The following is a 25,551-nucleotide window of genomic DNA, read 5'->3' on the forward strand; positions in this document are numbered from 1 at the left end:
ACCGCAAACCGCGACAAAATGGTCGAATATATAGGGAACGTTGGCGATTAAAAATTTTAGCAACGGCACAATCTATTGCATATATTGTGAATTGATGCGCTACATTTAGTGCAAAAACGAAATACTCGCTCGAGGTCCCACATGCAAGAAGTCGACAAAATGGCCATCGCGGCTGAAGTTCGACGCTTCCAGTATGAAATCTGGCAGCGTGCTGGGACCACCCACAACACTATCCCCCATCTGCTCCAGCTTTTCCGGCCGGACCATGCGGCAACGGTCCATGGAGTCGAATACGAAGTTGCGGCAGGTTCGCTGGGCGTGCATGGCGTTGGCGAAGCACAGTATCAAGTCGCAGGCTTAGTCGATGTCCAACGTTCATCAATTCGTATCGCCGGCAACCTTCCTTATGAGGTTCAGCGTTTCACTGGGGCACATGAACTGGGACATATCGTGCTCCACCCGGGTCTCTCGCTTTATCGTGACCGCCCTCTCCTTGGCGACGGTCCTGTTTCAGACCGCCGTGAGCGGGAAGCCAATCACTTTGCCGCGTGCGTCCTCGCTCCAGAAAAGTTGGTCAGACGCGCGTTTCAAGAACGATTCGGCTGCGAGATTCTTCATCTCGACGACCGCGTTGCGTTCGCTATCGCAGGCAATGGCGCTCAGGACCTCTACGGTCGAAAACCGGCTCACTCGAGTTCCCGCGTGCAGTGGCAAACGCGCGGAAATTCGGTATCGGCAACTACTTTAAATCGCTCGTGGAAGAGTTCGGTATGTCACCGACAGCAATGGCGATTCGCATCCGGGAACTTGACCTAGTCAGCTACTGATGATGGTCGTGCTGACAGACACCTCATTCGGCTACACGCGGTCGCGCGGACGCCACGCCCGGTGCTATCGTGACAGTGGCTTTTGCGGCTGCAACAAATGACCTGAATTCTTCGGCCGGACACGAGATGGCATCGGTTTTCTTTTCATACACGCATGTAGACGAGTCGCTGCGCGACCAGCTCGAAATCCACCTGTCGCTTATGAAACGCGAGGGCCTGATTTCGGCGTGGCACGATAGGCGCATCGTCGCGGGCGACAACCTCGACGACAGTATCGATGAGCAACTCGAGAAGGCCGACATCATCTTGCTGCTGGTCAGCGCAAACTTCATCGCGTCAGAATATTGCTTTGCGACCGAGATGACGCGTGCCTTGGAGCGGCATAAAGCTGGCGAGGCGCGCGTCATCCCCGTCATCCTGCGGGCATGTGACTGGCACAGTGCTCCGTTCGGCAAACTGAATGCGGTCCCGACGGACGGTCGGCCGGTAACGTCCTGGTCCAACCAGGACGAGGCGTTCGCCGACATTGCGAAGTCGATTCGTAAAGCCGTGGCTGCGACAGCCTCGTCGGCCGCACCCAAGGGGGGCGCGGCATCGGCAGCGAGGAACTCGGTGCCCCGGCCCGCAGCAGTCGAGCCTTCCGCGGTCATGCAACTGCCGCGGTCGAGCAACCTTCGCGTCAAGCATGAGTTCTCGGACCTCGACAAGGACACGTTCGTTTCGGAGACATTCGACTTCATCGCCCGCTTCTTCGAGGGTTCGCTCCAGGAGCTGGAGAAGCGGCACGGCCAGTTCCAAGGACGCTTTTCGCGCATCGATGCGCGCCGCTTCACCGCGAGCATCTATAAGGACGGAAAGAGCGTGTCGCAGTGCACCGTTACGCACGGCGGCGCCTTCGGCGGACACAGCAGTCGCGAGATAACGTATTCGAACCAGATTTCCTCGCACGCGAACAGCTACAACGAGGCGCTCACGCTCACAGAAGATAGACAGACACTTTATCTGAAGCCGATGATGAGCATGGCCAGAGGAGTTTCCGAGAAGCTGTCTGACACTGGGGCGGCTGAGTATCTGTGGTCGATGCTTATCGAGCCGATACAACGGTGATTCACCGCAGCCGACCGCGACAATAGCGCGCAGGCCGCCGCTTCAAGACCGACGGCGGCGCAGCTTCACCCACCTCCCGACGAAGTTCAACAGCTTACAGAGCGGCTCTTTCGCCGCTTCTTCTAGCGCTTCACGGGATGCGCTGGATGAGGCGCCGTGCGCGTGATCACAACAACGCTCCTGCACGCGAAGTCTTACCCATGGCTGAAACAGCCTCGTCACATCGCACGCGAGCACGTCCGAAAATATGGGCACGCGCCACGGGCTTAAGTAAGTGCCATTCCTCCTAACGTTTATTTATCGTCGTCGTAGTACCGCGCTTTCGTCGTTGCGCGAATGGGACATTGGACATTCGGACACGGCGGTCATATTTCGTTGATATGCCGCATGAAAAACGCCCTCGCGAGTGGTGGGTCGTATCGAGTGTCGGCGCCGCTAGCGGCGCCTGACGTTTATTCGCTCCATTGCGCATCAATTCGGCCTCGCCCCAGATCGAAAGCCTGCAAGGCGTTAACCTTGCGCGCATTCGACCTCTTTGCGAGAACACGACAATGTCTACTTCTTCGTCGTCCCCTATCGGCAGGCGTGGCACGCCGAACGACGCGACACCACCGGCCGATCCCACCCGCGAAGCGGAAGAGGCCACCGTAGAGCCGACGCAAGCTCCAGCAGCCGGAGCAGCGCTCGAGGGGTTGCAGGGGTCACGGGCGCCTCGCCGCGCCATCATACAACCCGCGGCGCGCTATGGTGCCGCTGACGCATTAACCCGACAGGTGCCGTTCGGCAAGCCTCCTCAGATCGGTCGCGCTCCATCGCCCGAGCCCAAGTATGGAGGCCTGATGGACGCCGTTACTCCGCTTTGGGATTTGCCGCAAGCGCAACTCCTGAGCGACCTGGACGACCTCCTGGGGCAGGCCCACGACCTCCCGCCAGCGCACAATGCCGCATTGCTGACAAAGATAGCGCTGCAGTGTGGCAGCGCTGATGAGGAAAAAACAGCGTTCGCCGTTCTCGACCGTGTCGTGACGCAGGCGACTCATCTCCCCGTTTCGTACCGTGTCGCCGTGCTTGAGGCCGTCGCCCAGCAGATGGCGTACCTCGGGGAGGACCAGTCACTTGAGCCGCAGCGGCTCGCGTTGTTTAAGCGGCTGACAGATCAATGCGCCCAGATGGACGGCAACGCGATTCCAAAGTTGATTGATTTTCTCGCTCAAGCCCGGCGGTGGCTTGGCCAAAGCGAAGCGAGCGACGCCACTTTTTTCACCGTATGTGAACTCGTCGTCAAATTGCAGGAACAGCATCGGCCGGAACCATTGACTGTGCTCGCGGAATACCTGTTGTCAGTTAGCGAACGGCAACAGTGGCTAGCGTTTCAGGCCATTGCCGATATGCCCGCCTCCGACGGCGATGCGCTCGTGGAACTGACGGCAAAGGTCCGGTATATGCCGCTCGGCGTGCGAGCAGCAGCGTTCGACAAGGCACTGACCACCGTCACGCGTTGGCATCCTGACGACTTGGCCGACGCATCCTTCGAACTGAGCAAAGCGATCCCATCTTTTAAGGGAGCGCTCGCGCAGCAAAAGTTCGACAAGATCGCTGAGCACCTGGACCAACTGTCCCCACCCGATGCCGCTCGGGTGGCGTCGGCGCTGCTTGTGCCGATCACAATGGCTTTACCTAAGGACGCAGCGCCCGCTGCCTTCGATCGGGTTGAACCCTATCTCGCTCATCTGTCGGACGACGAGGAAGATCGCGGAAACGCGGTGATTGCGCTAAGCAACGTTGCCGCGGCCATGCCGACACGCCAGGCTGACGTTGCCAGAAGGTGGATCAGGCAGTTCCAAACGGACTGATAGCAGGCGGCGCCGTGGTGCAGCGCAAATGCGGTCTTCGACAAAGCAGGAACGCGCAATGCTGATACGGTCGTTGAGCAAGCGGCACAACCGCGCCGCGCTGAGTGCAGGAGGCGTCGCTCATGTCCTATACGTTATCGCACCCACCGATTCCCGATCAGCCTGTCATCCCTGACGCGCCGAGCCCCGGCAAGCCCGAGGACGTGCCCGATATCGGCACGCCCGAGCCGCAACCCGCCGACGAGCCAAGTCCGAACCCCGCGCCCCCGACGCAGCCAAGCGGCGTTTCGAGTTGAGCATCTAAAAGAGCACCCGGCCTCGCAAGCCTCAACGCGCGTCCGTTTCCTCGTAGAGTTCGAGCGGCAAACCGTCGGGATCGCTAAAAAATACGAACCGTTTGCCGGTGAGTGCATCGAGCCGCACCGGTTCGACCCTCACGCCCGATCGGCGCAAGGCAGCGATACATTGCTCCAACGCCCCCGTGGCGAATGCGAGGTGCCGCAGACCTTGTGCTTCCGGGTACGAAGGCCTCGGTGGTGCATCGGGAAATGAAAACAACTCGATTTGACAGTGCGCGCCAACCGCCAAATCGAGCTTCCACGAGCGACGCTCTGCGCGCCACGTCTCGCGAATGACAGGCAGCCCGAGCGTTTCGGTATAAAACCGGCGCGAGCGGTCGTAGTCCGAGCAAATGATGGCGACGTGATGCACACCGTCGAGCCGCATCTCGCCTTCTCCCATAGCCCCTCCTTTTGCCCGCATTTATCGAGTCAGGATAGCGTCCAATTCTCGAGGATGTCGCTGCAGATATTTCGGAAATAACAGCGAGCTGCCGGCAACACTCAGATGATGATAATCGTCAAAGCGGTAGATCGGTAGGCCATTGAAATCGAGAGAACAAACCGACGCCGTGCAAGGTACGTCATATGTATGCATGACACTCACCCCACGATTATCGTCTTGCAGACGCTGCAGTATCGCCTTGATCGGCGCATGCTGTTCGCGCGCTATCGAGGCGTCGAACTGACAAACGTGCTGATTAATAACGAAAAAAAGATCGTTATTGAAGTTGCAATTGATCAGATCCTTCGGAATCATCGGCACATCGTCGATCAGGACAACGTGCTTACCGACGGCTGTCAGTTTGACGATAGTGTCCCGCAGTTCGCGTTCGAACTGACCGGGTAGAAACCCATGACCGCTCGGGCCGGCGTTCAAGTCCGTTGAAAGGTTCAAATAGTTTTGCCATGCAGCGGCCATAAAGACCGTCTTGATGTCTGGTCGCGACATCACGTAGCGCGTGACAGCCTTGTCGTGTTCGACGCACTTCAGGTGGTCCGCCAGATAAGACATCTCTCCGGGCTTCGCTGGCTCGTTCTCGATGGGCGGGCACAGGGTCAGCGCGACGTCATGAATCGCAACGCGTTTTGCCCGACCCAACTGATCGAAAAAGTAAATGAGGTGGTACGCATGCGAATCGCCCCACAAGATGGCTTTATCTTTCGCGGTTACGTCGCCGAGCGTGCACGTCGCTTCATCGGTCACCCCAACTTGCGACCAGCACTTCTTTCCGCGCGGCATGTCGAACAGCGCCTCGCCCGACCAACGCACATCGCCCTGTATCTTTGTCGGATACGCGAACAGGAACCCGTTCGTCAGTTTTCCGGTGCCCGCAAGCGCCCCGGACGCAACCAGCGGCAGCATCAGAAAACCGAGCAGTGCGCGCTTGCCGCCCACTCGCCGTGCTGGACGCTCAATGTAGGCAAACGTCACGATAGACAGCGCCAACGTGAACACTATTGCGACGGCATACCCGGTTGCCGACGCAAGCTCAAACCTGCGCAGCGCGAAATAGACGGGCCAATGCCAAAGATACAGCGGGTAGGAAATCCGGCCGATAAACACTGCTCCGTTGTTTGAAAGGACGCGATCGAGCGTCACAGAACGGCGGCCAGCATAAATGATCAACAGCGCGCCGCCACAAGGCACGATGGCGCCGACGCCAGGAAATTGCGCGGTAGCGCTGAACCCGGACATTCCGAATAAAACCAGGGCGATGCCTGTGACGAACACGAGGTCGAATATCGGGGACTTGCCAGGCTCCTTCTTATACTCCTGAATCGCGAGCAGCGTCCCGACGACAAACTCGAACGCGCGGTACTGCGCGAAGTAATAGGCGCCCGGCGTCGCGTGGACTGCAGCGCCGATTGCCCACAGGAAAGACGCGGCTGCCAACAGCGTCAGCGCCGGCAGCATCCAGCGTTGCGCCTTCCGATGCAGCCAGAACAGCAACAACGGCAAGACGACATAGAATTGCTCCTCGACCGACAACGACCACGTGTGCAATAAAGGTTGATCGACCGCCTTCACATCGAAGTATCCGGTTTGCTTCGACAAATAAATATTCGATGTCATCGTGGCGACAGCAAGGATGTTCTTCGCCAAATGAAACGAGTCGTCCGGAAACGAAAAAAGTAAGCTAAAGACGAACGTTGCAGCGAGCACCACGTAAAGCGCTGGCGCAAGCCGCTTTGCTCGTCGTGCATAAAACCCGCGGAATGAGAAAGTGTTAGTGCGCAGGTCGCCAAGAATCGACGTGGCAACAACAAAACCCGAAATGGTAAAGAACACGTCCACACCGGTAAAACCGCCTGCAAAGGCAGAGAAACCGGCATGCGCAAGCATGACGCCGAACACGGCTACGGCGCGTAATCCGTCAATGTCGGGACGATAGCGGGGGGAGAGATGTCGGGATCGAGGTTCGTTCATGCAGGCGTTTTTTCATCGTGCGGCGCAAATGATAGCAGCCTGCCGCGACCTGCCCGCTGGCACATTCGTTGCGCGCCCGCCGCGTAACAGCATGCCGCGTGACGGCATAAACTCGCTGAACCGAACGCTGAAAGGACCCGTCATGTCCACACACGAAATCGAACTGAAGCAGCGCGTTGCGCTGGTCACCGGCGGCTCGCGTGGAATCGGCCGCGCGATTGCGCTCGCGCTGGCCACAGCGGGCGCTGCGGTAGCTGTCAACTACCGACAACGCGAAGAGGATGCGGCGCAGGTGGTGGACCAAATCGAACGCGCCGGCGGTCGTGCAATTTCGGTGCGCGCAGACGTGTCGAAGCAGGCCGATGTTCAAGCGCTCGTTGCCGAAGTTCAAACGCGTCTCGGTGCCATCGACGTGCTCGTCAACAATGCGGGCACAGCGACGATTGTCGATATCGATGCGCTGACCGAGGAAGAATTCGATCGCACGCTGACCATCAATCTGAAGTCCGCGTTTCTATGCACGCAAGCCGTCATTCCCGCTATGCGCGCCAAGCATTGGGGCCGCATCGTCAACATCTCGTCGGTTGCCGCACGCGGCCCCGGGCTCGTTGGGGTGCATTACAACGCGTCGAAAGCCGGGCTCGAAGGGTTGACGCGTGGATATGCCGCGCGGCTGGCGCGCGAAGGCATTACAGTCAACGCGGTTGCGCCGGGCCCGATCGATACCGAAATGGCCGGGCCGCTCAAGCAATCGAACGTTGCGGCGCGGCTACCGGTCGGCCGATTGGGCGAAGCGAAAGAAGTGGCGGACGTGGTGCTAATGGTGGTTTGCAACGCGTTCATCACCGGGCAGACGCTTGCGGTCAACGGCGGCGCCGGGTTTATTTGACTTGAACGTTACGATTGCTGTTCGTAAGACGCAGGAGGTTCGGCGGCACGCGTAACGACGTGCATGCTGACACGGCCGGTGTTGGCGGGCATGTGCCACTCGAATCGCTCTACCTCGAGGTGCTGACCACGCACAATCGCAGCACCCACTTTGCCGTGCAGGGTCTCGAGTGCGCGCGTCGCATCCGTGATGCCTGAGATGTTACCGGCGGCGACATCGCTTGCGAACACTTCAAGTGTGTGCGTCGTCTGGATATTCTCGAGTACCAAGACACCACCGGGGCGCAACTGAACGCCGAAACGATCGAGCAACGAGAGGACCAGCGCGACGCCGCTGCCCTTTTCCATTCCTTCGTCGCGAAAGATCTCAGTCACCGTAATGCTGTCCTGCTCCGTCGCCGCAGGGTCCGGATTGCCGACGGCTAGCTGGATATTCACGCCGCGCGCCGAATCGATGATGGTGTAGTGCCCGGGACTCGGATTCGCATAAGGGGGGTCGTAGGGCCTATCGCTTGCTCGCATTGCAGGCTCGTGCTCCCGCACGAATCGCTGTACCGACGCCCCTTGTGGCTTGGCCGGAAGCTTCGCGAGCGCATCCCGAAGTCTTGCGATCGCGGCATTCGCTTGACCCGCCGGAAGCTTTCGGAGTCCGGCGAGCGTTGGATGGGGCACAGAGGGAGTCGACGCAGCAGGCGGCGGCGCCGAGTCTCGCTCCGTTGGCTGCGCTGACTCGTTCGCCTGCGGCTCAATCGGCTCGCCCGGGCCTGAAACAGGTGTAGGCATGATAGCTACTGTGATTAGGACTACTCAGCATTTTTATCCGGCCCCGACGCCTGAGGCGACAAGTGTTGCGCAGCCACATTGGTGACTGCAATTTTCCTCAGTTCTTTCAAGACCTTCTTCGTTTGTGCATGCCATTCCGGGGGCGTCGGCCTCTCAAGATCGGAAGCGACGTCTTCCGCAGGAGGTGCAAAACGCAAGCGGCCATCACGGTCGAACACGATCTCTGGACCGTAGAAATTGTGGTCCCTATGAAACGGGCGCTGCTCCATGAGCAGTGAGTGAATCCGGTCGAGATCCTCGATTGTTTTCTCGTTGAACATCCACGCACGCTCGTGGCGGATCGTGAAAAGCCCATCTATTGGAAGCCTGCCTTGTGCCTCGCTCTCCGAAAGGGTCCGGGTCAATATGTCGGTATCGCTAACCACGAACTGATCGAAACACTGCATGACCAGCCCCGCCGGCGTAAGGATCGCCTCCCCAAGGTGTTGCACGACGGGAAAGCCCTCACTCTCGAGAAGCGCGAGCACGGTCTTGCCATGCGCGATCTGGCTATCCACATTGAATTCTGGGAAATAAATCTTGGCGGTCCACTTCCCTGCGAGGTCGAAAGCAACGCCATTCGATTGGGTGGTGACGCGTTCCCGCAGGTACCGCAATGGCGGCACTACGCGCACGCGATTACGGTCGTCAATTAAAACGAGCTTACCGTCTTGCATCTCGAGCCCTGCGGGCAGTTCCGGCAGCTCACCCGGCGTAAAACGATAGATCTGGCCGCTTCCGTGCACGAGGGTCCGGTCAACGTCGCTTCGCTTCACAAAGGGCTGCTGCACGAGCACCTCGCACCCCGCTAACGTAGCCCATTGCTGGCCGACAGATGCAGACCCACCGCGCTCAGCGCCTTCGACGGCGAGATAAAAAGGTAAGGACTCATCACCAGGTGCGAGGGACAGCAAAATTGCTTCGGGTACTGACAGGGGCTTGCCACGCGCATCCAGCAGATGGCCTGTGTCGGTCGTTTCGCCCACCACACTGGTGTAACCCGGCGGCGCCACCACGCGCGATTGTTGGACGGGGACGGGCATCAGCCAGCCCGACGGTTCGACCTCATCCCATTCGCGTTGGTCTGGCAGACCCTCGACGGGTATCGGTCTATTGGCAGCAGCCGTGCGGCCTTTGGAGCTCGCAAAGACCGCCGACGCTGGCGGGCGGCGAGTCGGCTCCGCGCCGGCAGCACGTTCGGGCAAGCCACCAAATCGAGGATGCGCCGCGAACCCGCTCGGTGCGCCAGGGGGCGTCGACGTCCCCGGCTCCTGCGGCACCGGATGTTGATTGGGCGGAACGGAACCGCTGCTACCACCCACCGGCGGAGTATTCATGGGCATGGCAAATCGAATGAGCAATTGGGAACTGAGCTTTTACCAAGGCGGAGCCCTTCGCGCCGCATCCGGCGCGAAGCACGGCATGTGCGGGCGAAAAAGCGGCCCTGCCGTGCGCGACGATCTGACGTCTCGCGGCGTGTGCGGCGGCGCGCGCAAGCATGCAAGCACGCTTGCAACGTTAATCCATGCGTTGTGCGCAAGCATCGACATCGCTCACTCCGGCGCAGCCACCTCGCTTGGCGTGTGCTGATGGTTAGGACTATTAAGCATTTTTACCGGGCCTCGACGCCTGCGCCGACGAGCGTTGCGCCGCCACATTGGTGGCTGCAATTTTCCTCAGTTCTTTCACGACCTGCTTCGTTTGTGCATGCCATTGCGAGGGCGTCGGCATCTTGAGATCGAGAAAGAAATCTTCCGCAGGAGGTGCAAAACGTGCGCGGCCATCGCGGTCGAACACGATCTTGGGATTGTAGAAACCGCGGTCCTTATGAAACGGGCGCCGCTTCACGAGCAGTGACTGAATCGCGTCGAGATCCTCGATTGTTTTCTCGTTGAACATCCACGCACGCGCGTGGTTTATCGTGAAATACCCATTTAGTGGAAGCCAGCCTTGCGCCTCGCGCTCCAAACTGGTCCGGGTCAATATGTCGTGGTCGCTGACCACGAACTGATCGAAACACTGCATGACCATCCCTACCGGCGTAAGGATCGGCTCGCCAAAGTGTTGCACGACAGGAAAGCCTTCACGCTCCAGACGCGCAAGCACGGTCGAGCCATGCTCGATCTGGCTCTCAGCATCGACACCCGGGAAATAAATCTTCGCGGTCCACTTCCCGGCCAGATCGAAAGCGGTGCCATCCGCTTGCGTGGTGACGCGTTCCCGCAGGTACTGCAGGTACCGCGAAGGCGGCACTAAGCGCGCGCAATCACGGTCGTCGATTAAAACTAGCTTACCGTCTTGCATTTCGAGCCCTGCGGGCATTTCCGGCAGCTCACCCGGCGTGAACCGATAGATCGGGCCGCGTCCGTGCAGGAGAGTCGGGTCGTCGTCGCTTCGGCGCACCATGGGCTGCACGAGCACCTCGCATCCCGATAACGTAGCCCATTGCTGGCCAACAGAGTCGGACCCACCGCGCTCAGCGCCTTCGATAGCGAGATAAAAAGGTATGGACTCCTCACCAGGCAGGAACGACAGCAAAATTGCTTCGGGTACTGACAGGACTTTGCCACGCGCATCCAGCAGGCGGCCCATGTCCGTTGTTTTACCCACCACACTGTTGTAACCCTCCGGCGCCCGCACGCGAAGTTGTCGGGCGGACACGGGCATCAGCCAGCCCGACGGTTCGGTCTCATCCCAATCGAGTTGTTCCGACAGCCCCTCGACGGGTATCAGTCTATTGGCAGCAGCGATGCGGCTTTTCGCGCTCGCAAACACCACCGGCGCGCGGCGAGTCGGGGCCGCGCCAGCCGCACGCGCTGACAAGCCACCAATTTGGGGATGCGCCGCGGACCCGCTCGGCGTGCCAGCGGGCGTTGGCATCCCCGGCTCGGGCGGCGTCGGCGGTTGATTGGACGGAACGGAACCGCTGCTACCACCAACCGCCGGAGTATTCATGGACATGGCTAATCGAATGAGCAATTGAGAACTGAGCTTTTACCAAGGCGAAGCCTGCCGCAACGCCTCTGGCACGAAGCACCGCCTGCACGGGCGAAAAAGCTGCCACGCCGGCGACTTTTGCCGATTTTCGATAACGCCCTGGTTTATGGCCCACTACCATCGAGCGACATTCCCGTTCGGGCGGCGGCGCGCGACGAAACCACGGAGATTCCGATGGATAGCACAACGAACAACCGGCAAGCAGCGGCGACAGGCTCGGTCACGCACCACGAATTGAAGCAAACACTGGGAACGTGGCAGCTCTGGGGCATCGCGGTCGGACTCGTGATCTCCGGCGAATATTTCGGCTGGAGCTATGGCTGGGCCAGCGCCGGCACACTCGGCTTCGTGGTCACCGCAATCTTCATCGCTGCGATGTACACGACGTTTATCTTCAGCTTCACCGAACTCACGACATCGATTCCGCATGCAGGCGGCCCGTTCGCCTACGCACGTCATGCATTCGGCCCGGTAGGCGGCTACCTGGCCGGCGTTGCAACGCTGGTCGAATTCGTTTTTGCACCGCCCGCCATCGCACTCGCCATCGGCGCCTATTTGCATGTGCAATTCCCCGGGCTCGAACCGAAACACGCGGCCATGGGCGCGTATCTGCTGTTCATGGCGCTGAACATCGCAGGTGTGCAGATCGCCGCGGCATTCGAATTGTTCGTCACACTACTGGCGATTTTTGAACTGCTTGTTTTCATGGGCGTCGTGTCGCCCGGCTTTCAATGGTCGAACTTCGCCAAAGGCGGCTGGTCCGGTGCCGATCATTTCACGCTCGGCTCGGTTCACGGCATCTTTACGGCCATTCCATTCGCGATCTGGTTCTTCCTCGCAATCGAAGGCGTAGCCATGGCCGCCGAAGAGGCAAAGAACCCGAAGCGGTCTGTGCCAATCGCCTACGTGACCGGCATCCTGACGCTCGTTGCGCTCGCCATCGGCGTGATGGTATTCGCAGGCGGCGCCGGCGACTGGACGAAGCTCGCGAACATCAACGACCCATTACCGCAAGCAATGAAATACATCGTGGGCGAACATAGCGGCTGGATGCATATGCTCGTATGGCTCGGGCTGTTCGGGCTCGTCGCGTCGTTCCATGGGATTATCCTGGGATATTCTCGTCAAATCTTCGCGCTTGCTCGCGCAGGGTATCTGCCCGAATGGCTCGCCAAGGTTCATCCCCGCTTCAAAACACCGCATCGTGCCATCCTCGCTGGCGGGGTAATCGGCATTGCCGCCATCTACAGCGACGAACTGGTTCAGTTCGCCGGCCAAACCCTGACCGCGAATATCGTGACGATGTCGGTCTTCGGCGCGATTCTGATGTACATCATCAGCATGCTGGCGCTGTTCAAGCTGCGCCGTACCGAGCCGCAGATGGAACGCCCGTTTCGTGCACCGCTCTTTCCGTACTTTCCCGCGTTCGCGCTCGTTTCCGCATTCGTTTGCCTTGCGACAATGATTTATTTCAACCGGGAGGTGGCCGCGGTATTCGCAGTATTCGTCGGTTTGGGCTATATCTACTTTCTGATGACAGGCCACCAGCGCGAACTGGCCCCATCCGATGCGTTGCTCGAAGAGTGAATGCGATGCAGTGGAGGTAAACGAATGAACTACGCGGAGACAATCGGCGTTAGCACCTACCGCTTCGCCGATCTCGCGACGCTGCTGGCCAAGGCGAGCCCGCTGCGCGCGGGCGATCAACTCGCGGGCATTGCGGCATCGAGCGAGCAAGAGCGGGTAGCCGCCCAAATGACGCTCGCTCGCCTGCCGCTACGCACGTTTCTCGACGAAGCGGTCATTCCGTATGAAAGCGATGAAGTCACGCGGCTGATCATCGACAGCCATGACGCGGACGCGTTCGCCGAAATTGCTCATCTGAGCGTCGGCGACTTCCGCAATTGGCTGCTCTCGCACGCCGCACATAGCGACGCGCTCACGCGCATTACCGCGGGCCTCACGCCCGAGATGGTCGCCGCGGTGTCGAAGCTGATGCGCAACCAAGACCTGATCGCCGTAGCCCGCAAGCGTCCTGTCGTCACGCGCTTTCGCAATACCATCGGGTTGCCGGGACGCATGTCGGTGCGGCTCCAGCCGAATCATCCAACCGACGACGTCAAAGGCATCGCCGCATCGATGCTGGACGGGCTGCTCTACGGCTGCGGCGACGCCGTAATCGGCATCAATCCCGCGACTGACAATTTGCAAGCCATCGTCACGCTGCTCTCGATGATCGACGAATTTCGCGTCCGCTATGACGTGCCAACGCAATCGTGTGTGCTGACGCACGTCACGAATACCATTGCCGCGATCGAAAAAGGCGCGCCGGTCGACTTGGTGTTTCAGTCGATCGCGGGTACGGAAAAGGCCAACACGAGTTTCGGCGTTTCGCTTGCGCTGCTCGACGAAGCGCATCAAGCGGCGCTTTCGTTGCAGCGTGGCACCGTAGGCAACAATGTGATGTACTTCGAAACGGGTCAAGGCAGCGCGCTCTCGGCGAACGCACATCATGGCATCGACCAGCAGACCTGCGAGGCGCGAGCCTACGCGGTGGCACGCCGCTTCGAGCCGCTCTTGACGAATACGGTCGTCGGCTTCATCGGCCCCGAGTATCTTTACGACGGCAAGCAGATCACGCGCGCGGGCCTCGAAGATCACTTTTGCGGCAAGCTGCTCGGCGTGCCGATGGGTTGCGATATCTGCTACACCAACCACGCAGAAGCCGATCAGGACGACATGGACAACCTGCTCACGCTGCTCGGGGTCGCCGGCGTCAATTTCATCATGGGCATTCCCGGCGCTGACGACGTCATGCTCAACTATCAAAGCACGTCGTTTCACGACGCACTCTACGTACGCGAAGTGCTGGGCCTGCGCCGCGCCCCCGAGTTCGAAGCATGGCTGCAGTCGATGCAGATCGTCGACGCACGCGGTGCTCTGCTCCCGGCCACGATGCGGCAGCCGCTGCTCGAGGGCGCCCGCGAATGGATGAACAACTGATGCGCGAGTTCATCGACGACAATCCGTGGCAAGCGTTGCGCCGCTTCACGCAGGCGCGCATCGCGCTCGGCCGCGCTGGTAACAGCGTACCGACCGAGCCGTTGCTGGCGTTCAAGCTCGCTCACGCGCAAGCGCGCGACGCCGTGCATCAACCGCTCGACGCTGATGCATTGCATCAGCAGTTACGCGCGCAAGGCTTTGCGTCGATCGATGTTCATAGCGCCGCGTCCGACCGCGCACAGTATCTGCGCCGGCCGGATCTCGGACGCCGGCTGTCGGATGAGAGCCGCAGCGCGCTTGCGAGCATCGATGCACAGAGCCCTGATATCGTCTTCGTGATTGCCGACGGATTATCGGCCTTCGCCGCAGCCAAACAAGCCGTTCCATTGCTGCTCGCGCTGCGGCCACAGCTTGCGCAATGGAACGTGGGCCCGGTGGTCGTCGCGCGGCAAGCCCGGGTGGCGCTCGGCGACGAAATCGGCCAAGCGCTCGGCGCGCGTTTTGTGGCGATGCTAATCGGCGAGCGTCCGGGGCTCAGCTCGCCCGACAGTCTCGGTATTTATCTGACGTTTGAGCCGCGCATCGGCAGAAGCGATGCGCAGCGCAACTGCATCTCTAACGTACGGCCCGAGGGGCTCGCTTATGCGCACGCCGCGCATAAGCTTCTTTATCTGCTCACGCAGGCGCGCCGCCTGGGCCTCACCGGCGTCGCGCTAAAAGACGACAGTGCCCCCAGACTCGCGGCCGCAGACGACGCGTGATACGTCACGGTGCGTGCCGCACGGCTTCGGCGCATAGATCGACGCGTCACGTTCTCGTAAGCGCAGCGGCTCCTGCTTGCCATGCGCCGTCAAAGCGCTGATGATGCCGATGAAATAGGCCTTCGCCGCCGTGCGTCGCCGCAACCGGCACAGTAATTGCGTCAACGCATCGCGAACTTCCGAGCGCGCCCTTTTCTGCCGAGCTGGCCATGACGAACGAATCTTCCCGCCCTGCCCCTTTCGGCGAAGCCCTGCCTGAGCAACCCGACGTTCGCGTGGCCATCGCACATGACGCTGATGAGCAGGCGCGCAACCTGCATGGCTGGCGGCAGAGCTACGACCAACTCGGCGCAGGCCGATTTACCGGAACCCTCGCCGAACTGTTTCTCGATCACATGACCGTGTTTCGAGAGGTTACGAGCCACGCCTTGCGGCAAACATGCGAGATCGATTCGGATGCTTACTGGTTCGGTGTGCCGCAGCGCTGTGATGGTGTCGGACGGATCGATGGGCAAACGATCGGTCGCGATGCAGTCGCCTTCCGACCCGGCTCACTCGAATTCGAGTTGTTGACGCCGGCGTGCTACGAGTTTTTTGGCATTGTGGTCAAAGGCGATGTCTTGCGCGAGTATGCGGTGCGCGTCGAACATCTGGAGTTGACCGAACGCGCGCCCGCTACCGAAGTGATCGATACCGGCGCTGCGCGCAAAGCCCGTTTATCTGCGCTGCTACGTCCGCTTCTCGATCATGAATGCGATTGCGTCACGCGCATCGTCCTTTCCGGCGCCGCTCGCAATCATTTGGAGTCCTCAATACTTGCGGGGCTCTTCGACCTGTGCGCGGTAGACCATCCGCAGCGAGCGAACGCAACGGGCACCCCCTGCCGCCGCCAGGCTGTGGTCTCGCAAGCGCGCGATTACGTGCTCGCGAACCGGGAGCGGCCCGTCTCGGTGCCCGAACTGTGCGAACGGCTGCATGTGAGCCGCCGCACACTTCAATACTGCTTTCAGGACGCGCTTGGCATGTCGCCGGCCGCGTACTTGCGGATGATTCGGCTCAATGGCGTCCGACGCTCGCTGTCGAACGCGGCGCGCGAACCAGTCGAAGTGCGGGGCGTGCGAACGGTACAGGACATCGCCGCAGCCTGGGGGTTCTGGCATTTGAGTCAATTCGCGACCGACTATCGACGGCTCTTCGGTATGCGGCCATCCGACACGCTCAAGGCCAGCATCAGACTTCATTAAGCTGAACGCCTCGCGCGTTCGTTCCGTTCGCTCTTGTCTGCATTGTTGTATCTTCTTTCATCAAGTCCGATCTGATCCGATTCGGCTTTGCAACGGAGAACAGCATGGAGATGATCGTCAAGAGCGTGGCTTACCGAGCCGGCAAGTACCTGCGCGACGTGAACGTCGAAGACATCCACGAAGCCGCTCAGGAGCCCGATACCTTTGTTTGGGTTGGCGTGCGCCAGCCCGATGAAGCCTTACTGCGCAAGATTCAGCAGAAATTTCATTTGCACGACCTCGCGATCGAAGATGCGCTCAAGGCCCATCAACGGCCAAAGCTCGAAGTCTATGGCGATTCGATGTTCATCGTCGTGAAGACCGCGCAGTTGATCGACGGCGAAGTGCATTACGGCGAGACCCATCTGTTCGTCGGGCGAAACTTCCTGGTGACGGTTCGCCATGGCGCCTCGTCGAGCTATACGGAAGTGCGCACGCGCGTGGAAAGCAGTCCCGCATTGCTCGCGAAAGGGCCCGGGTTCGCGCTCTACGCGGTGCTCGATTTCATCGTCGACAATTACCAGCCGATCATGAGCAGCTACGAAGCGCAGTTCGATCGTATCGAGGCACAAATGTTCAAAGCCGATTTCGATGAAGCCGCCCTCGCCGAATCGTACGCGCTTCGCCGCGATCTGATGGCGCTCAGAAATGCCGCGGAGCCGGTGAGCGATATCAGCAATCAACTGATCCGGTTTCATGAAGATGTCGTTCCGAAAGAGTTGCGCGCTTACCTGCGGGACGTGCAGGACCATGCACATCGCATCATCGAGGCGTCGGACGACCTGCGCGAAATGCTGACGAATGCGATGCACGTGAATCTCGCTCTCGTCTCGGTTCGGCAAAACGAGATCGTCAAGCAACTGGCCGGCTGGGGTGCGGTGCTCGCTGTGCCGACCGTCGTGTTCAGCCTGTACGGCATGAATTTTCAGAGCATGCCCGAATTGAAATGGGCATGGGGTTATCCAGCGACGCTCGCGCTAACCGTCGCCGGGTGCGTGCTGCTTTATCGAAAGCTGAAGAAAGCCGGTTGGGTATGAGTTCGGTATGCGTTGAATGTTCGCGCCGTTGATCGTCCTACATCGCCACGGCCGCGCTATGCGCCAAGATGCGAAATTCATCGAACTGCGAGGCAAGCGCAAAGCTCAAGACGAACGACACCCCGTAAAAAGGTCCTGGCCATCGCTCTGCGACGAACAACACCGGTTTCGCCACACGCACTCGAATCGGATCTATACACATCACGCAAGCAATGGCGATACCGAGCACACCGCCCGCCAACACGTCGCTCGGATAATGCAACCCGAGATAAATGCGCGGCAAGCCGATCAGCACGACTGTGTGAATCAATGCGTAGATGCCGAGCCATCGCGAAGCGAAAAAGATCGTCATCGCGATGGCGCCCCAGAGCATCGCATGATCGCTTGGAAACGCGCTCCAGGTGCGCGGCAACAACCCGTCGACGGCCGTCGTCGGATAAATGCCCTTTAATTGCGGCTCATAGACCGGCCGCAGGCGAAACGGCAGATAGTGCGCCAACAATCGCCCCGCTGCGAACGCAATGAACCCGCCGACAATTGCAACGACGACGAGTTCGCGCTCGCGCCTTCGTATGGCCGCGAGCTCGGCGCTCGCCGGATCGAGACGGCCCGGTTTGTGTCCGAACGCCTCCCCGAATTCGTGCCGAAACCAGATGACCCACAACAAGGCGACCAGTATCGTTCCCTTGAACAGGTACATCCTCGAAACCGCTTCGACGGCATGTGTTACCGACGGCGCGTGAATGGCGGTGCGACTCATCGCTTCGATCAGCCGCTGATCGAATAGGTTCATGTCTGATCCATCAGTGAAAAGCGCACCGCACCCCGCGGCGTTTTCGCGCAAGAGGTCCAGGCTACCGCGCTTGTGCAGGCTGTTAAGCGCGGTACCGATCATTCGCACCGCATTTGCGCGCAGTCCATCTACCGCGACCAGGCGCAAGGTATGCACCTTGCTGCATCACGCTCATGCCCGTGCATCGGGCGTCGAGGTGGGCGGCCGCGGCCGGCTGAATGCATGTTGAAAGCATGCCGAAGGAGAAATTTGATGGCGATGAGTGAGAACCTGAGCGCTCAACCTGTCACGCCGGACGAGGCTCGGGCAGTCGAACGCATTTATCGGGAGTGGGACCGTACCTGGTCGAATGACGAGCTCGACGCGATGATCGAGCTTTACGCACCAGACGCCGTGCTGGAAAGTCCGCTCGTTCCATACATTCTGGGTACAAAGAACGGCGTCGCGAAAGGACGCGAGGCAATTCGTGAAGTGCTGGAAAAAGCGGCGCCGCGCAAACCCCGCAAGCGCACGTTCCACCGCATCGGCTACTTCACTAACGGCACCTTGCTGATGTGGGAATATCCGCGCGCCACGCCCGATGGCGATCAAATGGATTTCGTCGAAACGATGGAAGTCGTCGATGGATTGATCCGTGCACACCGCGTCTATTGGGGCTTGCGCGGCGTCGAGGTCATCAAGGCGCGCTTACCTTAAGGACACCGAACTATCCTTACTGTGTCACAACAGTCCGTCACTGCGAAAACTCCTCGAACACCAGTTGCCTGAGCCATTGATTGCTGGGCTCGCGATGATTCCTCGCGTGCCAGAGCACATTGATCGTGATATCGGGGATCTTGACCGGGCACGATGCGCTATCGAGATCGAAGGGCGTAAGCGTGCGCTCAGCGTAGGCCTGGGGAACCACCGCGATCAGATCGGTCGTCTGAAGAATATGGCCGACGGCGACGAAGTGCGGCACCCGCAGACGAACGCGACGCGGCACGCCGGCGCGCTGGATCGCGGTATCGACCATCCCGTGCCCCGTCCCCTCGGCGACGATCGAAACGTGCTCCGCTTCGAGAAACGCCTTCATGGTCATCCCCCCCTTCGCGAGCGGGTGCCCCTTGCGAAACAAACACACGTATCTCTGTTTGAACAATCGGCGCTGGAAGAAGCCAGTCTTCAGGTCCGGCAAAAAGCCGATGGCGAGATCGACCTGGCCTGTCTCCATGGCATCGCACAGCGCATCGGCCTGATTGCGCACCGTGCTGATCGTGACCCCGGGTGAAGCCTCGGCCAGCCGTTTCATGAGAGCCGGCAAAAAGTAGATCTCGCCGATATCGGTCATGGCAACCGTAAACGACCGATTGCTCACGGCCGGCTCGAAACTCGACGTCGCATTGAGCGTGTTGTAAATCGCGCCTAGCGCGTAGCCGATCGGCTCGGCAAGCGATTCGGCAAACGGCGTCGGCATCATGCCCTTGGATGTCCGAAGAAAAAGCTCATCCCCGAGCAACTTGCGCAATCGGTTCAGCGCGTTGCTGATCGCCGGCTGCGAGATGCCTAGCGTAGTGGCAACGGTCGACACGCGCCGCTGGCGAAGCAGCTCGTTGAATACCACGAGCAGATTCAGATCGATGTCCTGAAGCTCCATTTCCTTGTCTTCCTCCTGGCCGGCCTCGCGAGCTTCGCGTTTCTGTGCCCGCATTATCACTATCGATGATGTGGATTATCAAGCAGTTTCTATTTATCAATAGTGCAGCCGGCGGCATCATGACGTCGTGAATTGACCAGCCTCGGAGACACTGGCGCCATGGATGTTTCGATTTTGCCGTTGCAGCGCACGCTCAATGCGCGCGCCGGCGAAAACCTGCTCGACGTGCTGCGCACGCACGAGATCCCCGTTTCATACAGTTGCATGGCCGGCCGCTGCGGCACCTGCCGTTGCCGCGTTGTTTCCGGCAACGTGCTCGTGACGGGGTCTCCCGAGACAAACGCTCCGGCGGCGACGGGCCAATCGGTGCTGGCCTGTCAGACGACGATCGTCGAGGACTGCACGATCGAACTCCCCGAAGTCGACGAGATCGTCGTGCATCCTGCGAAGATCATCAAGACGACCGTCATAGGCATCGAAGACGTGACGCATGACATCAAGCGCGTTCGTCTCGCATTGTCGAAGCCGTTTGAATTTTCGCCGGGCCAGTATGCGACGTTGCAGTTCACGCCGCAGCATATCCGGCCGTATTCAATGGCCGTCACCCAGAATCCGAACGAAGTGGAGTTTCATATCCGCCTGGTGCCGGACGGGCGTGTGACCTCTTATGTGGCGAATCACCTCAAGTTGGGCGACGCCGTACGTCTAAGCGGCCCGCTCGGCACCGCTTACCTGCGTCGCAAGACGACCGATCCGGTCGTATGCATTGCCGGCGGGACTGGCTTGGCGCCCATCCTTTCGATTTTGCGCGGCATGGCCGAAGCAGGCATGGCCACTCCCGTGCATGTGTATTTCGGCGTGCGCTCGCCGCTCGACGTCTACGGCACGCATTGGCTCGACGAACTGCAGGAGCGGCTTCCGCACTTGACCGCGCACGTCGTCGTGGCTTCGTGGGACACGTCAGAAAAGTACCGCAGGGGTGTGGTGACGGAGGCCGTCGGCGCGGACTGGTCGAATCTCAAGGGCTGGAGGGCCTATCTAGCCGGCGCGCCGGTCATGGTAGACGCCGCTTCGATCCTGCTTCGGCAAAAAGGCGTCGTCAACGAGCACATCTACGCCGATGCGTTTTATGCGAGCGGCGTTTGACCGTATCCCCGAGCTTTTCGAAACAGCTACCGCACACTCAGGAGACAGCGCATGAACGACGCTCCGATTGCTTTTACAACGCCGCAATGGAAGCGAGCAGGCTCAAGTCGAATTCCGTTTTGGGCATATACCGATGCCGACATCTACCGTCGCGAGCTCGAGCGCTTCTTTTATTCGGGCCATTGGTGCTATGTCGGCCTCGAAGCCGAGATTCCAAATGCGGGGGACTTCAAGCGGACGGCCGTTGGCGAGCGCTCCATCATCGTTGCGCGCACGCAGGACGGCGACATCAGCGTCGTCGAAAATGTCTGCGCGCATCGCGGCGTTCGCTTTTGCAGGGAGAAGTTCGGCAACCGTAAGGACTTCACCTGCCCCTACCATCAATGGAATTACGACCTGAATGGCAACCTCGTCGGCGTTCCGTTCCGGCGCGGCGTCAAGCTCGACGGCAAGATCAACGGCGGCATGCCCGCGGATTTCGACCCGAAGGAGAACGGGCTCACGAAGCTCAATGTGGCGACGCGAAACGGCGTCATCTTCGCGTCGTTCGATCATGATCTTCCGTCACTCGAAGCGTTCCTCGGCCCGACCATACTGCGCTACTTCGACCGCGTATTCGACGGGCGCAAGCTGACGATCCTCGGGTACAACCGTCAGCGTATTCCCGGCAACTGGAAGCTGATGCAGGAAAACATCAAGGATCCGTACCATCCGGGCCTGCTCCATACGTGGTTCGTCACGTTCGGCCTTTGGCGTGCCGACAACAAGTCCGAGTTGAGGATGGACGAGCATTTTAGGCATGCCGCGATGATTTCCACGCGCGGCTCCGGCGGCAAGGGAGAAGTAACGAGCGGCGTATCGAGCTTCAAGGATCAGATGACGCTGAACGACAACCGCTTTCTCGATGTGGCCCATGAGCCCTGGTGGGGTACGCCCACGGCGGTCATGATGACCGTCTTCCCGAGCGTCATCATCCAGCAACAGGTGAATTCCGTGTCGACGCGGCACATTCAGCCCAATGGAGAGGGCTCGTTCGATTTCGTCTGGACGCACTTCGGCTTCGAAGAAGACAACGAGGACATGACGCGCCGCCGGTTGCGCCAAGCGAACTTGTTCGGGCCTGCGGGCTTCGTCTCCGCGGACGACGGCGAAGTCATCGAATTCTCTCAGGAAGGGTTCGAGCAAAAGCCGTTTCATCAAACGATCGCGGAACTTGGAGGGCGCGAGATTGGCGACACCGATCACATGGTGACCGAGACACTGATTCGCGGAATGTACGACTACTGGCGACGCGTCATGGAGATCTGACATGCTCGATTTCGATACCTACCAGCAACTCCTCGCGCTCTATGCGGACTACGCGGCTGTCGTGAATAACAACGAGTGGGACAAGTGGCCCGAATTCTTTACCGACCAGTGCGTCTACAAGGTCCAGCCGCGCGAGAACTACGATCGCGGACTTCCCCTCGCGACGCTTTCGTTCGAAAGCAAGGGCATGTTGAAGGACCGCGTCTACGGCATGACCGAGACGATCTTCCACGACCCCTACTACCAACGGCATGTCGTGGGCGTGCCGCGCATTCACCACGCCGATGACGAGCGCATCGAGGCGCAGGCGAACTATGCCGTGTTCCGTACCAAGCCCGATGAGATGTCGACGGTCTTCAACGTCGGCCGATACATCGATACGATTCGCCGCACGAAAGACGGCTTGAAGTTCGAGTCGCGTCTGTGCGTGTTCGACAGCGAGATGATCGCTAACTCGCTCATTTACCCGATTTGAGGTCAATCATGTCAAAGCAGTGGACAAAGGTCATCGATTGGGCGGCGGTGCCGAGCGCCGATGTGGTGGCCGTCGAAGCCGCCGGGCGCGAACTCGCCCTCTATGGCGTGGACGGAGAAGTGTATGCAACTGACAACCTTTGCACGCATGGTCACGCGCGGCTGTGCGACGGATTCCTCGAGGGGCACGAAATCGAATGTCCTTTGCACCAGGGCCGCTTCGACGTTCGTAGCGGAAAGGCGCTGTGTGAGCCCCTCGCTGCCGATATCCGCACCTATCCCATCAAGATTGAAGATGGAAGCGTGTACGTCGAGATCTGAGCATTGATGAACCAAAGGAGACGCCGATGACGATGGATTCGACGCGCGAAGCACGCTCGACCTACTACGACAAACTTCGAGCGCAGCGGCTCTCTGCGCTGTGGGAATCGCTGCACCACCTCGTGCCGCGGGTGCCTCAGCCGCAAGCCGTCGCGGCGATCTGGAAATATTCGCAGATTCGCGACCTTGTCATCGAGGCGGGCGCCGTGATCAGCGCCGAAGAAGCGGTCCGGCGCGTGCTCGTTCTGGAAAACCCTGGGTTGCCCGGAAAAGCGAGCATCACGTCGACGCTTTACGCCGGTCTGCAGCTCATCTTGCCGGGAGAGATTGCGCCGAGCCACCGGCACACGCAATCCGCGCTGCGATTCATCGTGGAAGGCAGCGGTGCATGGACCGCTGTCAACGGCGAGCGCACCACCATGCGCCCGGGCGATTTCATCATCACGCCAACTTGGACCTGGCACGATCACGGTAACCCTTCGCTGGACGAGGGCGGGGAACCCGTCATCTGGCTCGATGGACTCGATATTCCGTTGATTGCGAGCCTCAACGCGGGGTTCGCGGAAAATTATCCGGAGTCGACTCAACCGATCTCGCGCCCAGAGGGCAACAGCTTCGCGCGTTTCGGCCACAACATGTTGCCGGTTCGTCATCGAGTCACCGATCCGACTTCTCCGATCTTCAGCTATCCCTACGAACGAAGCCGGGAAGCGCTCGACGTGCTTTACAGGAACGGCGAGCTCGACGAATGGGACGGCGTGAAGCTGCGCTACGTCAATCCGGCGACGGGCGGATGGCCAATGCCCACCATCGCTGCCTTCATGCAGTTTTTGCCCACCGGCTTCTCCGGCAGAACGTATCGCAGCACGGATGCGACCGTTTTCTGTGTCGTGCAAGGGCATGGCAGTGCTTTGATCGGCGACACGTCGTTCGCGTTCGAACCGCACGACGTGTTCGTCGTTCCTGCATGGCGGCCAGTTAGTCTCGCCGCTTCCACGGACTGCGTGCTGTTCAGTTACTCGGACCGGCCCGTGTTGTCCGCGCTCAACCTGCTACGTGAAGAACGCATATAGCGTCAGCCATCCCAATCTCCTCACTCAAACATCGAGACCTACCGTTATGTCATTCGTCTTTCCTCCCGAACCGGTCGTCGCCGTCCCCGTCGTCGGCACTCAGGACAAGTTCGCCGTCCGGCGCGTTTACTGTGTGGGTCGAAACTACGCTGCTCACGCACGCGAGATGGGCTTTGATCCCGATCGCGAGCCGCCGTTCTTTTTTTGCAAGCCCGCCGATGCGGTGGTACCCGTCGCCTATGAGGACACGCTCGAGTTGCCGTATCCCGCGCAGACAATCAACTATCACTTCGAAGCCGAGCTGGTAGCCGCGATCGGCAAGGGCGGCTCGGATATCGCGCCTGCCGATGCGCTCGATCATGTCTGGGGTTATGCCGTGGGACTCGACATGACGCGCCGCGACCTGCAAATGAAGATGCGCGAAATGGGACGGCCGTGGGAAATCGGCAAGGCCTTCGATCGTTCGGCGCCGATCGGTCCGATTCACGTCGCGAGCGAGGTCGGGCATTTCGAGCGCGGTGAATTGTGGCTGGACGTGAACGACATTCCGAAGCAGAAAAGTGACGTCTCGCACTTGATCTGGTCCGTTGCCGAGACGGTCGCCGATCTCTCGAAGTTCTTCCGTCTCGAGCCTGGCGATCTTATCTATACGGGAACACCGGAAGGCGTAGGTGCAGTGGTCAAAGGAGATTTGATGACCGTCGGCGTCGAACGTCTTGGCAAGCTGAACGTGCGCGTCGTCTGAGCCGGAGTCCGCATGGATCTTCATAGCTTCTTCAATAGCTCGGCCTCGTATCGGGTAAGAATTGCGCTCGCACTCAAAGGGGTGCCTTTCGATTACGTTTCCGTGAACATTCGCAACGGCGAGCATCGCGAGGCGGAATACGTCGAGCGAATCAGTGCGTCGGCGAGCGTCCCCGCACTGGTCGACGGCGAACTCGCCCTCGGCCAATCGCTGGATATCCTCGACTATCTCGATGCGCGTTACCCCGAGCCTCGCCTGATCCCGGTCGAGACAACGCGGCGCGCGCGCGTCCTCGAGTTGTCATATTTGATCGCGTGCGACATCCATCCGGTCAACAATTTGCGCATTCTCAAGTACCTCGACACGGTGCTCCACGTTACGCCCGACCAAAAGGGCACCTGGTACAAGCATTGGATCGCCGAGGGGATGAGCGCCGTCGAACGGATGCTGGCGAAACACCGCGACGGGCCATGGTGCTTTGGCGACACGCCGACGCTCGCCGATTGCTGCCTCGTGCCGCAAATGGCGAACGCGCAGCGGATGGGGTGCGAGCTAGGTCACTATCCGTTGAGTCTTGCCGTCTATCGCCATGCCATGGCGCATCCGGCGTTCGACGCCGCACAACCGAACCGGCAGCCCGATTTCGTCGGAGCATAACGATCGAGTTCTACCGGCGCTTTGACAGTTGGATCGCCCGCGGCCGGTTCG

26 protein-coding genes are annotated in these 25,551 nt (G+C 59.9%); 19 read left to right on the forward strand and 7 right to left on the reverse strand.

All coding sequences use genetic code 11. The features are described from left to right. Window positions 1–141: 141 nt before the first annotated feature. The 4 genes from ACSQ20_RS11800 to ACSQ20_RS11815 all read left to right on the forward strand — a co-directional run bounded on the left by ACSQ20_RS11800 (window position 142) and on the right by ACSQ20_RS11815 (window position 4,083). Window positions 142–816: an ImmA/IrrE family metallo-endopeptidase gene (locus ACSQ20_RS11800; protein WP_436020109.1), complete on the forward strand. Its 675-nt coding sequence runs from the start codon at window positions 142–144 to the stop codon at window positions 814–816. A gap of 137 nt (window positions 817–953) precedes the next feature. Then, window positions 954–1,934, forward strand: coding sequence for a toll/interleukin-1 receptor domain-containing protein (locus ACSQ20_RS11805; protein ID WP_436020111.1), 981 nt, complete (start codon window positions 954–956; stop codon window positions 1,932–1,934). An 839-nt stretch (window positions 1,935–2,773) separates the two neighbouring features. After that, the gene (locus ACSQ20_RS11810) at window positions 2,774–3,787 is read left to right on the forward strand and encodes a hypothetical protein (protein ID WP_436020113.1); all 1,014 of its coding nucleotides are present in this window, start codon (window positions 2,774–2,776) and stop codon (window positions 3,785–3,787) included. 122 nt (window positions 3,788–3,909) lie between these two features. After that, window positions 3,910–4,083 carry a hypothetical protein gene (locus ACSQ20_RS11815; protein WP_436020115.1) on the forward strand — a complete coding sequence of 58 codons (174 nt, stop codon included), beginning with the start codon at window positions 3,910–3,912 and terminating at the stop codon, window positions 4,081–4,083. A gap of 31 nt (window positions 4,084–4,114) precedes the next feature. On the opposite strand, the gene gloA2 is transcribed toward ACSQ20_RS11815, so the two are convergent. Together gloA2 and ACSQ20_RS11825 are read right to left on the reverse strand one after the other, a co-directional pair. Continuing rightward, the gene (gene gloA2, locus ACSQ20_RS11820; RefSeq protein ID WP_436020117.1) at window positions 4,115–4,528 is read right to left on the reverse strand and encodes an SMU1112c/YaeR family gloxylase I-like metalloprotein; all 414 of its coding nucleotides are present in this window, start codon (window positions 4,526–4,528) and stop codon (window positions 4,115–4,117) included. A 21-nt stretch (window positions 4,529–4,549) separates the two neighbouring features. Then, a complete protein-coding gene (locus ACSQ20_RS11825; RefSeq protein WP_436020119.1) occupies window positions 4,550–6,556 on the reverse strand; it encodes an acyltransferase family protein in 2,007 nt (668 codons plus the stop codon). A 142-nt stretch (window positions 6,557–6,698) separates the two neighbouring features. Between ACSQ20_RS11825 and ACSQ20_RS11830 the strand changes: the two genes are divergently transcribed. Next, a complete protein-coding gene (locus tag ACSQ20_RS11830; RefSeq protein ID WP_436020121.1) occupies window positions 6,699–7,445 on the forward strand; it encodes an SDR family NAD(P)-dependent oxidoreductase in 747 nt (248 codons plus the stop codon). A gap of 8 nt (window positions 7,446–7,453) precedes the next feature. Here the strand turns inward: ACSQ20_RS11830 and ACSQ20_RS11835 are convergent, their stop codons facing one another. Both ACSQ20_RS11835 and ACSQ20_RS11840 read right to left on the reverse strand, forming a co-directional pair. After that, window positions 7,454–7,966 carry a hypothetical protein gene (locus tag ACSQ20_RS11835; RefSeq protein ID WP_436020123.1) on the reverse strand — a complete coding sequence of 171 codons (513 nt, stop codon included), beginning with the start codon at window positions 7,964–7,966 and terminating at the stop codon, window positions 7,454–7,456. A 281-nt stretch (window positions 7,967–8,247) separates the two neighbouring features. Next, a complete protein-coding gene (locus ACSQ20_RS11840; RefSeq protein WP_436020125.1) occupies window positions 8,248–9,309 on the reverse strand; it encodes a hypothetical protein in 1,062 nt (353 codons plus the stop codon). 310 nt (window positions 9,310–9,619) lie between these two features. Here ACSQ20_RS11840 and ACSQ20_RS11845 point away from each other — a divergent pair, with 310 nt between their 5' ends. Then, entirely contained in the window at window positions 9,620–9,856 is a 237-nt protein-coding gene (locus tag ACSQ20_RS11845) for a hypothetical protein (protein ID WP_436020127.1), read from the forward strand. A 12-nt stretch (window positions 9,857–9,868) separates the two neighbouring features. Here the strand turns inward: ACSQ20_RS11845 and ACSQ20_RS11850 are convergent, their stop codons facing one another. Continuing rightward, window positions 9,869–11,227, reverse strand: a complete 1,359-nt coding sequence (locus tag ACSQ20_RS11850; RefSeq protein WP_436020129.1) for a hypothetical protein — start codon at window positions 11,225–11,227, stop codon at window positions 9,869–9,871. A gap of 210 nt (window positions 11,228–11,437) precedes the next feature. Here ACSQ20_RS11850 and eat point away from each other — a divergent pair, with 210 nt between their 5' ends. The 5 genes from eat to corA all read left to right on the forward strand — a co-directional run bounded on the left by eat (window position 11,438) and on the right by corA (window position 17,347). Then, window positions 11,438–12,850, forward strand: a complete 1,413-nt coding sequence (eat, locus tag ACSQ20_RS11855; RefSeq protein WP_436020131.1) for an ethanolamine permease — start codon at window positions 11,438–11,440, stop codon at window positions 12,848–12,850. A gap of 24 nt (window positions 12,851–12,874) precedes the next feature. Further along, entirely contained in the window at window positions 12,875–14,266 is a 1,392-nt protein-coding gene (locus ACSQ20_RS11860) for an ethanolamine ammonia-lyase subunit EutB (protein ID WP_436020133.1), read from the forward strand. Further along, on the forward strand, window positions 14,266–15,027 hold the full coding sequence (gene eutC, locus ACSQ20_RS11865) for an ethanolamine ammonia-lyase subunit EutC (RefSeq protein WP_436023054.1): 762 nt from the start codon (window positions 14,266–14,268) through the stop codon (window positions 15,025–15,027). The genes ACSQ20_RS11860 and eutC overlap by 1 nt, the downstream gene beginning before the upstream one ends. A gap of 209 nt (window positions 15,028–15,236) precedes the next feature. Further along, a complete protein-coding gene (locus tag ACSQ20_RS11870; RefSeq protein WP_436020135.1) occupies window positions 15,237–16,271 on the forward strand; it encodes a helix-turn-helix domain-containing protein in 1,035 nt (344 codons plus the stop codon). Between the two features lie 104 nt (window positions 16,272–16,375). Beyond that, window positions 16,376–17,347, forward strand: a complete 972-nt coding sequence (corA, locus tag ACSQ20_RS11875) for a magnesium/cobalt transporter CorA (RefSeq protein ID WP_436020137.1) — start codon at window positions 16,376–16,378, stop codon at window positions 17,345–17,347. A 37-nt stretch (window positions 17,348–17,384) separates the two neighbouring features. On the opposite strand, the gene ACSQ20_RS11880 is transcribed toward corA, so the two are convergent. After that, the gene (locus tag ACSQ20_RS11880; RefSeq protein WP_436020139.1) at window positions 17,385–18,140 is read right to left on the reverse strand and encodes a phosphatase PAP2 family protein; all 756 of its coding nucleotides are present in this window, start codon (window positions 18,138–18,140) and stop codon (window positions 17,385–17,387) included. 252 nt (window positions 18,141–18,392) lie between these two features. Between ACSQ20_RS11880 and ACSQ20_RS11885 the strand changes: the two genes are divergently transcribed. Beyond that, window positions 18,393–18,836, forward strand: coding sequence for a nuclear transport factor 2 family protein (locus ACSQ20_RS11885; protein WP_436020141.1), 444 nt, complete (start codon window positions 18,393–18,395; stop codon window positions 18,834–18,836). Between the two features lie 37 nt (window positions 18,837–18,873). Here the strand turns inward: ACSQ20_RS11885 and ACSQ20_RS11890 are convergent, their stop codons facing one another. Next, window positions 18,874–19,776, reverse strand: a complete 903-nt coding sequence (locus ACSQ20_RS11890) for a LysR family transcriptional regulator (RefSeq protein ID WP_436023056.1) — start codon at window positions 19,774–19,776, stop codon at window positions 18,874–18,876. A 159-nt stretch (window positions 19,777–19,935) separates the two neighbouring features. Between ACSQ20_RS11890 and ACSQ20_RS11895 the strand changes: the two genes are divergently transcribed. From ACSQ20_RS11895 to maiA, 7 genes are read left to right on the forward strand one after another with little or no spacing between them, the layout of a single operon-like run. Then, window positions 19,936–20,922: a 2Fe-2S iron-sulfur cluster-binding protein gene (locus ACSQ20_RS11895; RefSeq protein ID WP_436020143.1), complete on the forward strand. Its 987-nt coding sequence runs from the start codon at window positions 19,936–19,938 to the stop codon at window positions 20,920–20,922. Between the two features lie 51 nt (window positions 20,923–20,973). Next, window positions 20,974–22,230: an aromatic ring-hydroxylating dioxygenase subunit alpha gene (locus ACSQ20_RS11900; protein WP_436020145.1), complete on the forward strand. Its 1,257-nt coding sequence runs from the start codon at window positions 20,974–20,976 to the stop codon at window positions 22,228–22,230. A 1-nt stretch (window position 22,231) separates the two neighbouring features. Further along, complete coding sequence (locus tag ACSQ20_RS11905) at window positions 22,232–22,705, forward strand: aromatic-ring-hydroxylating dioxygenase subunit beta (protein WP_436020147.1); 474 nt, start codon at window positions 22,232–22,234, stop codon at window positions 22,703–22,705. An 8-nt stretch (window positions 22,706–22,713) separates the two neighbouring features. Next, window positions 22,714–23,025, forward strand: a complete 312-nt coding sequence (locus ACSQ20_RS11910) for a non-heme iron oxygenase ferredoxin subunit (RefSeq protein ID WP_436020149.1) — start codon at window positions 22,714–22,716, stop codon at window positions 23,023–23,025. 32 nt (window positions 23,026–23,057) lie between these two features. Continuing rightward, window positions 23,058–24,098: a gentisate 1,2-dioxygenase gene (gtdA, locus tag ACSQ20_RS11915; RefSeq protein WP_436023058.1), complete on the forward strand. Its 1,041-nt coding sequence runs from the start codon at window positions 23,058–23,060 to the stop codon at window positions 24,096–24,098. A gap of 46 nt (window positions 24,099–24,144) precedes the next feature. Continuing rightward, entirely contained in the window at window positions 24,145–24,843 is a 699-nt protein-coding gene (locus ACSQ20_RS11920; RefSeq protein ID WP_436020150.1) for a fumarylacetoacetate hydrolase family protein, read from the forward strand. Window positions 24,844–24,855: 12 nt separating this feature from the next. Next, entirely contained in the window at window positions 24,856–25,500 is a 645-nt protein-coding gene (gene maiA, locus ACSQ20_RS11925; protein WP_436020152.1) for a maleylacetoacetate isomerase, read from the forward strand. Window positions 25,501–25,551 lie beyond the last annotated feature (51 nt).

It is taken from the genome of Trinickia sp. LjRoot230 (assembly GCF_964253315.1).
Classification (GTDB): domain Bacteria; phylum Pseudomonadota; class Gammaproteobacteria; order Burkholderiales; family Burkholderiaceae; genus Trinickia.